We start from the raw sequence: 12882 nt of genomic DNA on the forward strand, positions 1-12882 counted from the left end.
AACGGCGAGCGGATCAAAGTGCCGGCGCCGCGGCTGAACCTGAAAGACGAACTGATGCGAGTGCGGGCCCTCTACCTCGACATCGCGCACTGGGCTGTCGAGGACCCGGCTCGTTGGGGACCATGGGTCGCGCCCTGCCCGATCACCAACGCCGAAATTCAGAAGGCCAAGGAGCGCAAGCACCGCAAGGCACGCATGGACCAGCGCACTCGCGAACGGCTGCCCGTCCTGCCTGTCCTCGTGCGCACCGTCAACGACCGGCGTCTCGCTGCGGCCCGAGTACTGGCCGCAGCCCAAGCGGCAGAACCTGGGGCGATCATCGACGGCACCGACGGAAAGTTACGAAAAGCTGTTGTTCCCACGCGATCCGGCGATTCGTCTGGGCCGAGGACGCCACAACCGGCAAACGCCGCAACCTGTCCTACGAAGAAGAGGAAGCGTTCTTGGCGTTCGCCAGCATCGAGGTCCTGCGCCTGACCGGCATCCGCTGCGAGAACTGCTCGAACTGACCCACCACAGCATCACCGAATACCGGCTGCCCAGCACAGGCGAGCTGGTGCCGCTGCTGCAGATCGCATCGTCCAAGACCGACACCGAGCGCCTGCCCCTGGTCAGCCCCGAGCCGGCCGACATTCTCAGTCGAAGGACTCCAAATCAGCTACACCGGCGTCAAGGACAAGCTGGGCCAGATCGACCCTACGCTCCAACGGAATACGGCGGCAACCGAACTCGCCATGCCAGCATTCGAGAGCATCTCCGGAAGGTCTTCTACCCCAAGAAAACTGGCTTCGGAGAAACCCACTCTATCGATATGGGGCACAAGAGTCGCGGCGGCCGCTTGACGCGACCGCCGCACATCGATCACCGAGGATCAGAATCGACCGGTACACCGTCATCGGCTCACCGGCGATCGGCTCACCACCCGACGCGTGTGATCGCCGAGTCCGGGCACGGCCGGGGCCGACTACAGCTCACGCCTCCACCGGCCCCGCAAATCGAGCCGCACGCCCGGCTCCGACCGACGGCAACGATGTCCGTCTCAGGTTCGGCTTAACAACTATTCTCGACCTGGTAGCTTTCGCTGGCGCGTTCGCTGTCGGCGTTGTCGGTGTTTTCGTTGTCGGTGTTTTCGGTGGTGTAGGTATCGGTAGTGGGCTGGCAGTCCGCAGCGGAGGCGGTGCCTGCGCCCAGGACCACGATGCTGCCGGCAAAGGCGACCGAGATGGCCCCGAGGGTTGCGGCGATCCGCCTGCTGGTGTTCTTGTTGGTGTTTATCGTAATTCCGTTCCGCCCCGGGGGGCTTCTCCTACGAGCGACGGCCCCGTTCCCGGGTCTGGTGAACAGCGAATCATGCTTCCCCGCTGACACTTTCACATCCTATTGCTCGCAACGACCGGATCGCCTCGGCATCCTCCCCATCCCAGGGGAGGACGCCGGCGTTGTTTCGGCAACGACCCACCGCGTCTGTGATCTCGATGGCCTCGACACCGCCGCACCCCACCTCGAGCCTCCTGCTTGCCAGGACTGGCAAAAACCAGCCACCACCACAACAGGATTCGAATGATCCGTAGTGCAGAGAAGCCTGCCTACGCTGCCCATTCCAGGATCGTGGGGCCTGCCGAATGGCCTTTCGCGCATTGTGCGCGAATTCCCGACTAGGCTACCGAGCGTCTCGACCGGTTTCCATGGCGAATGCCGTTCGCATGCTGGCGCATTGGCTCGCGAAAAAGCTGGCGGATACCGGCGCGGTCGGCTCGGCCATATCGAAGCCGTGGAAGGCACCGGGGACGACCTCGACATTGCACGGCACCCCGGCCGCACGCAACCGCTCTGCGTAGGTGAGGTTTTCGTCATGGAACAGGTCGAAGGTTCCGACACCGATCCACGCGCGCGCGACCCCGGCCAGATTGTCCTGCCGCGCGGGAACGGCACGATCGGGATCCGCTCCACCGAGATAGGACTTCCACCCCCACCGGTTGCTCTTCGCATTCCATATCCGGTAATTGTCGACGACATCGGGGTCGGCCACCGCACGATCATCGAGCATCGGATAGATGAGCAATTGCAGTACCGGGGCGACCGGACCACGATCACGAACCAACAGCGCGAGTGCCGCGGCCAACCCGCCACCGGCACTGCTACCGCCGATCGCCACCCTCGTCGAGTCCACCGCGGGATGATCGGCGAGCCAGCCGAGCGCACGGTAACAGTCTTCCAGCGGTTCTGGGAACGGGTGCTCGGGAGCGAGCCGATAATCTACGGCCGCCACCACGATTCCGAGTGCGGCCGCGAACCGGCGACAGAGCGCGGCGTCCTGCTGTGCTCGGCCCATCACGTATCCGCCACCGTGAATCCACAACAGCGCGGGCGAAGGAGTCATCGTGGCCGAAGGACGATGTAGTCGAACGCGTACCCCGTCACCGAGCTGCGCCACCTCCACATCGCGCGGACGCCGCCAGCTCCACAGCGCCTGCAGCCGACGAAGCAGCGGCAGCGTGGCCGGCGACACCAATTGCCGCGGCAGGAACCGCGCTCTGCGGCGCCGGTCGGGGTGAAATCCTTCGCCCGTTGCGGTCTCGCTCATAACTGATCAACCATTCTGAATGTCCTCGATATCCGCGTCTCGTCGTGCTCGACGCCGTGGTCGTCTTATTCGACGGCGATCAGGATCTCGACTGGGTCGCACCCGGGGGCCGAGGCGAGCAGACTGATCTCGCCGGGGCCGGTCGGCCGCAGCACGGCGAGAGCGCGGCCCTCGTATGTGCGCCGCTCGATCGCGTCGAATCGTTCCTCGGTCGAGGGGGCCGCACTACCGAAACCGAGTAGTACACCGTCTCCCGAGATCGCTACCCGCACAGGACGATCCGCGTGGGTGTGCATGGTTCCGTGCTCGTCGACCAGGGAGAGGGTGACATAGGCGAGATCGCCGCCATCCGTGGTGAGGACCGGGCGATCGGCCTCGACGCGCAGCCGTACTGGGCCGGTCGCGGATCGCAGGACGTCACGGCCGGATTCGGCACCGTCCCGGTAGGCGATCGCGAGCAGTTCCCCCGGTTCGTAACTGGTTTCGAATTCGGTGCGAAAGCGGTGCTGCGCACCCACCGGCCGCCGCCCGAGGGATCGGCCGTTCACCAGCAGTTCGACTTCCTCGGCCGCGCTGTAGACCTCAACGGTGATCGGGGAACCTTCGAAACCCGGCCAAGTCCAGCCGGCGATCGCATCACTCCATGCCCATGGCCCGCCGGCGAACGTCTGCCCGTGATGTTCCGGCTTGCGTACCGCCAGGTAGGGCTGTGCGCGCAGACCGAAGACGATTTCGCGATAGTACGAGGCCGGTCGGCGGTGACCGGTGATATCTATGTCACCGCAGCCGGCGAGCAGGTATGGATACGGTGCCGCGTGGCTGGGCTGCGCATTGTCTGGAGTCACGTATCGGGGTCGGCCGAGGCCGACTTCACCGAGATAGTCCCAGCCGGTCCAGGTGAAGTCGCCGATGACGTGGCTGTACTGCTCGACGAGCTGCCAGTTGCGGTCGATGCGCGTGGGAAAGGTCTCGGTACCCAGGATGATCCGGTTCGGGAACAGCTCCCGGTCGAGGCCGTACCGGGATTCGGCGTAGTTCATACCGGCGACATCGAGCAGAGCGAAGGATTCGGCCGTGCGCCGAGTCACCAGCTCGGACGAGCCGATCGCGTCCATCGCAGCCCCGGCATCGGTCATCAGGGTGTTGATGCCCTTGTTCTCGTCGGCAGTCGTCGGCGCCTGTTGACCCTGCCCTTGTCGACTCCGTCCCTGCTGACGCAGGGCAGCCAGGTCCGACAGAACGGCCAGCATGCCGTTGACGGCGTTGGTTACGTAACGGGTGCCATCCAGCGCACGAACCTTCTCGGCCAGCTTGCGGCCCCACGCAGCGCCGACCGCCGATCCGGCTTCGGGGATCTCGTTGCCGATCGAGTACAGAATGACGCTGGGGTGATTGAAATCCTTGGCGACCATCGCCTCGATATCGCGTTCCCACCATTGCGGAAAGCTCAGGCTGTAGTCGAAGTCGCTCTTGGCTGAAGTCCACATATCGAACGCCTCGTCCACCACCAGCACGCCGAGGCGGTCACAGGCATCCAGCATCGGTTTGCTCATCGGGTTGTGCGACATGCGGATCGCGTTGAATCCGGCATCCCGGAGCAGTTGGACGCGGCGTTCTTCGGCGCGGGCGAAGGTCGCCGCGCCCAGTGGCCCGTTGTCGTGGTGGATGCACGCGCCACGCAGCTTGACGGTCTCGCCGTTGATGCGTAAGCCGCGTCGCGGGTCGAGCCGCACTGAGCGGATGCCGAAAGTGACTGTCTCGGTGTCGATTTCGCCGTCCACATCGGCCAAGGCGACGCCACCGGTGTACAGCGCAGGTTCGTCCGGACTCCACAGCGATGGACCGTGCACATAGAGGCGCTGACGACACGTCGCGGGCTCGCCGGGCAGCACCGTGAGCTTCGAGGCGTCGGTGGCGACGAGATTTCCCATGGCGTCGCGGAGTTCGGTGCGGACGTCGATTGTGCGGATCGCGATCGAGTCGTTCTCGACTCTGGTCGCGACCTCGACCACTGCGAGGTCCGCGTCGATATCAGGGGTCGTAACCTTGATGCCGTCCGGCGCGATTCGGACCAGTTCACCGATCAGCATCCATGTGTCGCGGTAGATGCCCGCGCCGGTGTACCAGCGCGAATCCTGATAGGCGCGTGCCTCGACGCGGATCTCGTTGTCCTGACCGAATCGCAGAAACCGGTCGGCGTCGATGTGGAACTGCGAGTACCCATAGGGTCGCTGCCCGGCATAGTCCCCGTTGATATGCACGGTCGCGTCGCGGTAGACACCCTCGAATTCGAGAATGATTCGCTTGCCCCGATGTTCTTGCGGGACGAAGAAATCCTTGCGGTACTCGAAGACACCACCGGGAAAGAATGCGCTGGCGCCGCCCTCCCTGGTGACCGCACCGCTCGGGGCAACTCGCGTTTGGGTGATCATCGCATCGTGCGGCAGCGTGACCGGGTGATAGGGCGCCACCTCGCCGCCGAGTTCGGCGAACGGATTGACCTTGGGTCGGCTCTGCCAGTTGTCGTTGAAAGAGATGCGGATCATGGAATCTCCGGACTAACGCGCGTTACTGAAGCGTGTTAGTGAGCCTAGCATCAGTACGGACCGCGTGGTTCTAGGCTTTAGATCGAAACAACGTCAACGAAACCGCCCCCTGCGACGAGAGAGCCATGGCGCGACCCGTTAAACGCAGCACCAGCCAAGACGTCGCCCGCGCCGCCGGCGTCTCCCGCACCACAGTGAGCTTCGTCCTCAACAACACACCCGGCCAGTTGATCCCCGCGGAGACCCGTCGCCGCGTTATCGACGCCGCGCAACGCCTGGACTACCACCCCCATGCCTCAGCACGTACTCTCGCCGCCGGCCGCAGCGACGTTGTCCTGCTTGCGATCCCCGACCTGCCCATCGGTCCCGGTATCAGTCGCTTCGTCGAGGAACTGGCCACGGCACTCGCGGCGCACGGCCTCACGCTGGTCATCCACGTCGCGGCGGGACACGGGCGGCCCCTGCCCGATGTGTGCGCGAGCATCGACGCCTCAGCAGTAATCGGATTCGATCCGTTCGACCGCGAGACCGTCAAAACCCTGCACCGGGCCGGCGCCGATGTCGTCATCCCCGCCGACAATCCGGGAACTCCCCCGGCGACCGCGGAAATCGGCCGCTTTCAAGCCAATCATCTGATCAGCCGAGGACATCGGCGCATCGGCTACGCGCTGCCGGCACATCCCGGGTTTCGAAAGATGGCCGAAGGACGCCTGCGCAGCGTCACCGACGCCTGCGCCGCAGCCGGCCTCGACGCCCCCGTGGTCGTCAGCACGAGCCTGGAGATCGCCGACGCGGCGCGGGCCGTGACGCAATGGACCGGCAATGCCGTGACAGGGATATGCGCCTTCAACGACGAAACCGCGATCGCCGTCCTCGCGGGCATGCGCGAACACGGCCTCATCGCCCCCGACGACCTCGCGGTGATCGGAGCCGATGACATCCCCACCGCACGGCTGGCGACCCCACCGCTCACCACGGTCCACTTCGACCTGCACCAAGTCGGCAAGCAACGCGCCGAGGCAGTCGTCGCCGGCTTGTCCGGCGACGACTGCCAGCCGACCTTCGTCCCGATCATCCCGCGGCTCGTTCAGCGTGCATCCACCTGAGTGCCGACGTAGTCGGGATGCGCATCCATCCCCATCGCTAGGCCTATGCCTGCGTTACCACCGCTGCTCTGCTCGACGATGCCGGACCGGCCACCGGATCCGTTATCCAGTAGCGGCACAGAGGCAGTGCGAGCAGCCTCCCTACTGCGCCTCGGTAGCGGCCATGACGCGGAATCCTCTCCGTCGACGCGCTCGGTAACCTCGCGTCGGCGGTCGGGCAGATGCATGACCTGCTGCAGTTCATCGCCGCCAACCACGCCAACGAGAATTCGCAGTCGGCGCCGGAACCGAACCCGAATGACCTGGTATTTCCGCCGGGAACCCTCGAGGTCTACAACCCGCCCGAGCCTCCGGCCGCGTATGGCGGCATGACGCGGAGCTGACAGGCTGGTCCTTGGTTAGAGACTGGGTTCAGGGCGAGGTGTAAGTGGCCGAACGATCAACCCCGATGTGCTGCGTAAGATGGCTGCGACGTGGCGGACGATGGCCAATGGTCTGCGGGTATCTGCGGCGCCGCTGCCGACGGCCCGGGAGCTGATCGAGGCACAGCAGAGTCCGGAGACAGAGCAGGCGCTCGAGCAGGCCGACATCGTCAAAGGTGAGTTCGAGTCGCTGGCGGGGGTGTGAGGAACTCGCGACTTCCTGTGACTCGTACCCGAATTCGGTTGAGCAGACCAAGAGCGCGATCAAACGCGAACTCGTGGCGCTGGTGGCGCTGGATCAAGCTTTCGGCTGGATAGCGGCTCCGTTCACCGGCGGCGGATCGGCATACGCGGCCCAAGGCGGGATGGCGATCGCGATCAGCGTCTACGGGGCTCGCATCGCGACGATGATTCGCGCGCTGGTGGGTGTGGTCGAGATCGTGCGCATTCCGGTCGCGGCGTGCCAAGCCCTCGCCCGTCGGCACGCCGCTGACCTGAGCCAGGCTCCTCGATACATCCGCTGAGAGTGAGTAATTCATGCGAGCATGGCCGCCAGCACATCCAGCTGTTTTCCGAATAGCAGACAGCGTCCTCGGTTTTTCTTGTCCGACCACCGGTTCGAATACGCAGTAGGACGCCGTACGAATTTTGCAACGTGAGAAATAGAGGACTAAATCAGATAATTACCAGCACCGATGTGACGATCGCACCGCAGGAACTAGACCTCCGTCCCGAGGAATTGGTCCACCGTGCTCGCGAATTGCGACAGCAACTGCCGGCCGTGCAGGCGACGACCGACGAACATGGCACGTACGCGCCCGCAATGCGTGAGCAGTTTCGCGCCGCCGGGTTCTATCGCGTTTTCCTCCCCGTCGCTTCGGTGGCGAAGAATTCGACGTGCCCACGTATGTCCGGTAGGCCCCAATGCGGTAGCTCAGCACCGCCGTGAAGATCACCGAACCCGGCCACAGGAACCAGACGAATGACACCATCACTCAGCGGCCATCCTTGCAAAGCAGCAGATACGCTGCCTTCAGATGCACGATGCACTCGTCCGGGTGGTGGAATCGGTGGATGTGCCGAAGCTCCCGAGCGCGTTCGGGAGTCAGCTCCAGTAGGGATACCTGGCACATGAATTCGGCCGGCTTGCCATCCGCCTGAACAAATGTTCTGTGCGGAAATGAGTCTGCGAACATCGTCAGTCTCAGAGTTCGGCGCAGGAAAGCGCGGGCAGATTCTGCGCCCGACGCTCGATACCAGAACAGCGGACTGCTCCGAGCCGGGCTGAAGGACGTCATTCTTGGTGAGACAGAGCTCCATGCTCGCGGTGGACCCGAGAAAGATGGCGTACCGGGCTGGCTTCAGACCGTCCGGTGGTACTCCTAGGTCCGAGATCGGGTAGGTCGAGTTGGTGATTGCCCCGTCCGGCAGCGCTGCTGCTGGCCGCCGACCGCGCCCGGGTGCGGGAGCTGGTCGTGGCCACGGTTCGTGAGCAGAGTTAGTCCGCCCAGCTGAAAGCCTTCGGCTGCAAATCTAATCTCCGTGCTGGACAACCTATTCGACATGTTCTGACATCTCGGATTACCGGCACCGGGAACCGGCCGCAGGGCCGACCACATCAGCTCTCTTCTTATGGCCGTCCACGACTCGAGCGGCAAACTCGCCTACATCGGCAACGTCGGCACCAGCTTCACGCAGAGAATGCTCGATGAGCTCCGGGCCGAACTCCAACCGCTGCAACGCAAAACGCCGACCGTCGACGCCAACATTCTCATCTGCCGCCGGGCGGATCGGCGAGCTCGAGTGTCGATCAGAAGTCCGCGATCATCATCGCGGACAGGAATCGGAGGGCGAGCCCAACGGGGGTGCTGTCGGGCCTCCCGGGTTGTTCGCCGATGTCGGACTCGTCGTCACGCAGGTGACCGAAATCGGTTGTGCAGGTGGTGAATCCCGATGTATACGAGCACTGATCACCCACCACGCAAGGGCCGCTACGACCGCGAGAACGACGATCCACGTCAACCCGGGCCGATTGCGGGTTCGTGGTTGTGCGCTCGGATTGACCCGGGTGGTGGCAAGCCTGGATGGGTCCAGAGTGGCTGTGGATGCGGGTGCCGCGTCGAGCGCGGCTCGTGCCGCCGCGGCCAGGTCCCCCGCTGTGCGATAACGGTCGCCTGGATACTTCGCCATCCCGCGCGCGATGACCGCATCGAATGCCGAAGGAACCGTTGCCGATGCGGACGGTCGTGGCGGCGGCGCATGCAGATGTGCAGTGATCTGCTGCTCGACACTCTCACCGCGGAACGGCTGGGAGCCCGTCAAGCATTGGTACAGAACACAAGCCAGGGAGTACACATCCGAACGGGCATCACAGGTGCCGTGCTGGAGTCGTTCCGGTGCCGTGTAGGCGAAACTGCCGATCGCCGCACCCGTGGTGGTCAAGCTGGATTCGCCGCTGAGGACGGCAATACCGAAATCGATGAGATACGCGAAATCACCCGCGGTGATCAGGATGTTCGAAGGCTTCACATCCCGGTGCACGAGCCCAGCCCGATGCGCCGCATCCAGGGCTGAACCGATCTGCCGGATGTATGCCACCGCAGTGTCGTTCGATATCGGCCCGGCAGCGAGCAAGGCAGCGATATCGTGACCCTCGACCAACCTCATATCCAAATACAGGCGCCCGTCGATCTCGCCGTAGTCGTGGATCGGGATGACGTGCGGTTCGCTCAACCTCGCCGCGGCGTGCGCCTCGCGCCGGAACCGCTCGCGATATTTCGGGTCGTGCGCCAGATGTTGCGACAGCACTTTGAGCGCTACCAGGCGATCGGTCTCGGTGTCGTAGGCCCGATAGACCTGACCCATACCACCCGCACCGAGTAACTCGAGGAGCCGGTACCGCCCGAATGCAGTGCCATCCACGCTGTACGACTACCACACCCAAGCCCTGAGCTCTACCGAATCACACCTTCCACAACAACATTCGTAGCTGCCGCCGAAAACAATCCGAATCCCGCCTACCTGCGGTAGAGCAATCACCACCATGGCCACGACCACTACCGTGGCCCGTCAGAACGAACGGTCGACCGGCTCGGGCGCCGCCGGTGCCTCGTCGACTCGGCGTCCATCGCCCCAGCCTCATGTATCCCACGCACGGGCGACGTGCATTACTACCGTATGGATGCGAGCGAACGCCGCACATGGCTGCTTAGCGGAGTTGCTTTCCGAGCACGTTTACACGGAATCCGCGCAGACGCTTGACCGCCGACGGAGGCATTCGCCAACACGCAGTGTCAGATCGACTGCCAGTCGAAAACGTGAGATTTTTGTGAGATCGTTCAAATCCCGGAGCTTCTCCAGAAACGCGAAAACCCCTTCCGATGCTGGTCGGAAGGGGTTTTGTCTGTCGGGCTGACAGGATTTGAACCTGCGACCACCTGACACAGGTTCTAGTTTTCTGATCGTGTCTCAACATCACTGAAAAAGACTGGTAGACCGATACTTTCATGATCCAGAGATGCTCAACATGACCTGAAATATCCCCGTAGATTCCGGCTGAAAGTGTGAGATTTTGGTGAGACCGGCAAATTACCCGCGATCGACTCCGAGGTCGGCGACCCCGGCCGACCGCTATGGTCGGCGCCTTGACGTAGGCATACGATCAAGGGGCCGATCCGATCTACGGATTCGCCCACCGTTGGCGTGTCGATATTCCGACACACCGAACAACATCAGCGTCAGTGAACATTTGGCAAACGCGCACACCATCAACCAACGCGTGCACGAGCGATCCCTCGCACACCCCGCCGACACGGGAATGCACGGGTGAGCCACACGGGATGTTTGCTGGACAGTGTCGACGACCCACGTGCCCGCTGATCGGGCACCACGTTGTTCACGGTGGTCGCGATACTGCCGCTCATACCGCAGATTCATTCGCGAATGGATCACTGCCACGCGCGCAGCAGATCATCCGGTCCCCAACAGGCGGCGATCGGCAAATCACCATCTACGCCGGACCGCGAAACCGCCACCAACGGAGTATCGAACCGCGTGCCGGGAACAGAGAGCACGCCACGGGCGAGGGCGTCGTAGTCATGACGGTCGAACCGGCGATCCTCGAGCCATTTGATCGACCCGACGAAATGCACTGCACCCGCCACAGGTTCGCGGTCGGCACCGATCAGATCGAGCTCCGGATTGTTTTGCCGGTTCCACCATCCACCCACCGCATCGGTATCGGGCCATCGGTCGTTGGGCAGCAAACGCAGCAGCGATTCCCGGATCACCGGTTCCACCGCGCGACCACGCCAGGTCGTCCACGAACGCTCGATCCGCTCCAACGCCAAATCTCCCCGGCCCCGTTCGATGAGCGGAATACCGCGCTCGAGGAAAGCCAGCCAGAACCGCAGATAGGAATCGGAGATACGGTAGCGCTTGTTCTTGCTGTCCGGCTTCGTGGACAGCGGAAGATCCGCCGCCACAATCCGCTTGGCCTGCAAGGTATTCAGCAACGGCGTCAGGGTTCCGCCCGCCAGCGCGCCCGTGCCACCCGCCGCCGCGGCGATGGCGCTGTAGGTGCGTTCACCGCTGCCGATCGCCTCCAGCACGGCCCGGGAACGCGACGCCTCGGGGAACTCACCGAGCAGCGACAACTCTCCCGCCACCAAGAGCGGTGACAGCGGATTCGTCGTGGCATCGCGCAGAAAGTCCTTGCGGCTCATGCCCGGTCGCCAGGACTGGACGATCTCCGGGAATCCACCGGTGATCAACAGCGCATCCACCGCCTCGGCCGCCGAGAGCTCGGTCATGGCCTGCACATCCGCCAAATGCAAAGGCTGCACGGTCATCTTCGTAGCCCGCCCGAAGAAGGGGCGACCATGTGACTGCAACGCCTCCATCACCGAGATATCGCTGCCCACCAACACCAACAGCACCGGCTTGGCCGACAGGTGCCGATCCCACACCGTCTGCAACGCCCCTTCGAACTCGGAGTCCTGCTCCACCAGCCAAGGCACCTCGTCGATTACGACAATGCTCGCAACGTCATCCGGCAACGCGATGGCCAAGGTCCGCAACGCCTGGTTCCAGTCGGCCGCCGATATCCCATTGACGAGTTCGGCCCCCCGCAGCGGCGAATGAGCCAAGGCGGCGACGAAGTCCTCGCGTTCAGTGACCGGATTGCGTCCACGCGTCGCCTGGAACACCACGTACGGAACACCGGAGCGATCACAGAACTCCTGGACTAGACGTGACTTCCCGACCCGTCGCCGACCGGTCATGATCACGGCCCGCCCGCGCGTCGCACCGGTTCCATCTATCACCTGCTGCAACTGTCGCCCCAACAGGTCGATGTCCGCTACACGCCCCTTGAACTCCACCCAAGCACCTCCACAACGAAAGATAGAACGTATCTTACATAGATTCGATCTAAGTAAGATCTAATCGATCCTTCCAACATGGCGCCGCTCGGCCGCTATCAGAGGGTTCAGGCGTCCGATCGAGTTCGAGGCCGAACGGAATGTGATCCACTACCGCTGCCTGCGCTCGGGACGTGGTGGTCCCACGCTACGGGTGGTCGTAGGCGACTAACACCGAGGTCAGGCAACGTCGCGCGTCGCTTGGTTTATCAGCGCCTCGGCTGTTGTCCGAGCATGCGCCCAGGGCGCCGGATCATTGAGCGACGTGGACAATGCCGCTGCGCCCTCGTAGAGGAGGGCGAGCTGGCTGCCCAGCAGCTGCGGGTCGGCGGCGTCGGCTTGTCGGGCCAGTTCGGTGAGTCCGTCGATGTAGTTCCGCTTGTGTGCGTGGACGATGTCTTGTACGCCGGGCATGGCCTCGGCCGCTTCGACAGCCGCGTTGTGGAACGGGCAGCCGCGCATCGGCGTATCGGCGGCATCCGGACTGTCGAACAAAGCGAGCAGCCGCGCTCGCGGGTTCGAATCGGAGTCCGACGGTGGCGGGTCCGTGAGGTTGCCCGCGGCTTGTCGTAGCATGCGCAAATACTCCTCCACCAACGCGGTCTTGCTCGGAAAGTGTTGGTAGAGAGTCCTTTTCGACACCGAGGCTTTGGCCGAAATCAGTTCGACACCGGTGGCGTTGATGCCCTCGTTGTAGAACAGCTCCGCAGCCGCGTTCAGGATGCGTTGACGCGCGCCACGCCCTCCCCGACGCGTCGTTTCCTGGGTACCGGTGAGCGAAGTCATGAGCTAAGTATACCGATC

The 12882-nt window shown here is 63.6% G+C and carries 10 protein-coding genes; 5 read left to right on the forward strand and 5 right to left on the reverse strand.

Annotated features, from left to right (window positions below):
* Positions 1 to 1660 precede the first annotated feature (1660 nt).
* Positions 1661 to 2584 (reverse strand): alpha/beta hydrolase, encoded by a 924-nt coding sequence (locus tag ACIBW7_RS30020; RefSeq protein ID WP_397052100.1) that lies wholly within the window; start codon positions 2582 to 2584, stop codon positions 1661 to 1663.
* A gap of 65 nt (positions 2585 to 2649) precedes the next feature.
* Positions 2650 to 5130 carry a glycoside hydrolase family 2 TIM barrel-domain containing protein gene (locus ACIBW7_RS30025; protein ID WP_397052102.1) on the reverse strand — a complete coding sequence of 827 codons (2481 nt, stop codon included), beginning with the start codon at positions 5128 to 5130 and terminating at the stop codon, positions 2650 to 2652.
* A 125-nt stretch (positions 5131 to 5255) separates the two neighbouring features.
* Here ACIBW7_RS30025 and ACIBW7_RS30030 point away from each other — a divergent pair, with 125 nt between their 5' ends.
* The 5 genes from ACIBW7_RS30030 (at position 5256) to ACIBW7_RS30050 (ending at position 8605) form a co-directional block, all read left to right on the forward strand.
* Positions 5256 to 6236 (forward strand): LacI family DNA-binding transcriptional regulator, encoded by a 981-nt coding sequence (locus tag ACIBW7_RS30030; RefSeq protein WP_397052104.1) that lies wholly within the window; start codon positions 5256 to 5258, stop codon positions 6234 to 6236.
* A gap of 221 nt (positions 6237 to 6457) precedes the next feature.
* Positions 6458 to 6619 carry a hypothetical protein gene (locus tag ACIBW7_RS30035; protein ID WP_397052106.1) on the forward strand — a complete coding sequence of 54 codons (162 nt, stop codon included), beginning with the start codon at positions 6458 to 6460 and terminating at the stop codon, positions 6617 to 6619.
* Positions 6620 to 6698: 79 nt separating this feature from the next.
* On the forward strand, positions 6699 to 6863 hold the full coding sequence (locus ACIBW7_RS30040; protein ID WP_397052108.1) for a hypothetical protein: 165 nt from the start codon (positions 6699 to 6701) through the stop codon (positions 6861 to 6863).
* Positions 6835 to 7182: a hypothetical protein gene (locus tag ACIBW7_RS30045; RefSeq protein ID WP_397052110.1), complete on the forward strand. Its 348-nt coding sequence runs from the start codon at positions 6835 to 6837 to the stop codon at positions 7180 to 7182. The genes ACIBW7_RS30040 and ACIBW7_RS30045 overlap by 29 nt, the downstream gene beginning before the upstream one ends.
* A gap of 1093 nt (positions 7183 to 8275) precedes the next feature.
* Positions 8276 to 8605 carry a hypothetical protein gene (locus tag ACIBW7_RS30050; protein ID WP_397052390.1) on the forward strand — a complete coding sequence of 110 codons (330 nt, stop codon included), beginning with the start codon at positions 8276 to 8278 and terminating at the stop codon, positions 8603 to 8605.
* On the opposite strand, the gene ACIBW7_RS30055 is transcribed toward ACIBW7_RS30050, so the two are convergent.
* From ACIBW7_RS30055 to ACIBW7_RS30065, 3 genes are all read right to left on the reverse strand, one after another.
* The gene (locus ACIBW7_RS30055; protein ID WP_397052112.1) at positions 8486 to 9580 is read right to left on the reverse strand and encodes a serine/threonine-protein kinase; all 1095 of its coding nucleotides are present in this window, start codon (positions 9578 to 9580) and stop codon (positions 8486 to 8488) included. The genes ACIBW7_RS30050 and ACIBW7_RS30055 overlap by 120 nt on opposite strands.
* Before the next feature lie 1025 nt (positions 9581 to 10605).
* On the reverse strand, positions 10606 to 12039 hold the full coding sequence (locus tag ACIBW7_RS30060; protein ID WP_397052114.1) for an ATP-binding protein: 1434 nt from the start codon (positions 12037 to 12039) through the stop codon (positions 10606 to 10608).
* Positions 12040 to 12258: 219 nt separating this feature from the next.
* Positions 12259 to 12864: a TetR/AcrR family transcriptional regulator gene (locus tag ACIBW7_RS30065; RefSeq protein ID WP_397052116.1), complete on the reverse strand. Its 606-nt coding sequence runs from the start codon at positions 12862 to 12864 to the stop codon at positions 12259 to 12261.
* Positions 12865 to 12882: the final 18 nt, after the last annotated feature.

The organism is Nocardia sp. NPDC049526 (assembly GCF_044465765.1).
In the GTDB taxonomy this organism is placed as follows: Bacteria; Actinomycetota; Actinomycetes; order Mycobacteriales; family Mycobacteriaceae; genus Nocardia.